The organism is Marinobacter sp. ST-43, from assembly GCF_030541085.1.
Classification (GTDB): domain Bacteria; phylum Pseudomonadota; class Gammaproteobacteria; order Pseudomonadales; family Oleiphilaceae; genus Marinobacter; species Marinobacter nauticus.
In genome coordinates this window covers 1-1268 of the sequence record NZ_JASSVO010000058.1, presented here as the reverse complement: position 1 = coordinate 1268, position 1268 = coordinate 1, and the positions used below count along the sequence as shown (strand labels likewise).

The 1268-nt window shown below is 56.5% G+C and carries 1 protein-coding gene; it reads right to left on the bottom strand.

Annotated elements, in window-relative coordinates; all coding sequences use genetic code 11:
- Window positions 1-314 precede the first annotated feature (314 nt).
- Window positions 315-1268 (bottom strand): IS91 family transposase (locus tag QPL98_RS19425; protein ID WP_303293871.1); only part of this gene is annotated, 954 nt, incomplete at its 5' end.

The window sequence follows — 1268 nt, the reverse complement described above, 5'->3', positions numbered from 1 at the left end:
ATAACACTGAAGCATTTAATGGTCGTGCGCAGCATGGCCTTTAAATGTGGGTTGGACTAAGCCGCTGCCACTAATGCCAGCACACAATGTATAAGGGTAAAGTAAATTTTGAACGGATACCGGGATGGCGGTTCAGGCCCGCAAAGGTACTCTGCGGAAGTGCGTATCGTCCTGATGGTCCCCATAAAATGCCTCATCCCTGGGTGATTTGGATCAGCCTACCCCTCTGTTTCTTTCATTGCCAGCCTCAGCCCGAGTCACAACCCAGCTCCTCAGGAACTGTAGCGCCCACGGGAAGCCGCCAGGGAAAGCGGCTAACCCGTCACTCTACCCACGGTTTTAAACCGGGGAATCTGCCGAACCATATGAACCACACCGTCCTCGCATCGAGGGCACGGCCAGCTGCGTTGGGACTCCGAGCCATTCTTGACTTCAACATCGACCTCGGGTGGCTTTTGAAGGGCCTGACGAATGGCCGTCAGCTTGCGACGTCGGGTTCGGTTACTCAGATAACCAAAGTGACGAATCCGCATAAAGCCCTTGGGCAGGATATGCATGAGGAACCGTCGAACAAATTCCGCCCCTTCCAGTTGCAGGCTCTTCTGGCGCCCTCCTTCCCGGTAGTCCACATAGCGGATCATGATTCTGCCGCCGTCCTGCGACAACAAACGACCGTTACTGATAGCAATGCGGTGGGTGTAGCGAGCCAGGTAATCCACCACCGTCTCCGCCTGATTCAGACAAGGGCGGGCGTAAACCACCCAATCCTGCTGCATCACTTTTTTGAGTACGTCGTCGATGGCTTGAGGCTCCGTGAGTCTGTGCAATTCGCCGGTTCTGACCGATCGTCTGAGGGACGATACCATGCGGCCGCGAAAGCGGCGGGACAAGGCCCTGACGGGGAACAGATATTGATGTTTAGCCTCATGCCATTCTCCGGCCTCTGTGAGCACCCCGCCCGGAATCAGGCAATGCACGTGAACGTGGCGACTCAGATTCTGCCCCCAGGTATGGAGCACGGCTGTCATGCCCAACTCACCCTGCAAGTGTTTGGTTTTATGGCCAAACTGACTGAGCGTATTCCAAACTGACTCAAACAGGCGACGGTAAACCACTTCCGGGTGCACCTGAACCCAGCCATTCAGGGCGTGGGGCACGGTGAACACCAGGTGGAAGTAGGGTACCGGCAGTAGCGATCGACGCTGGCGCTCACACCACTGTTGGCTAGCCCGACTCTGGCATTGCGGACAATGCCGGTCCCGGCAACC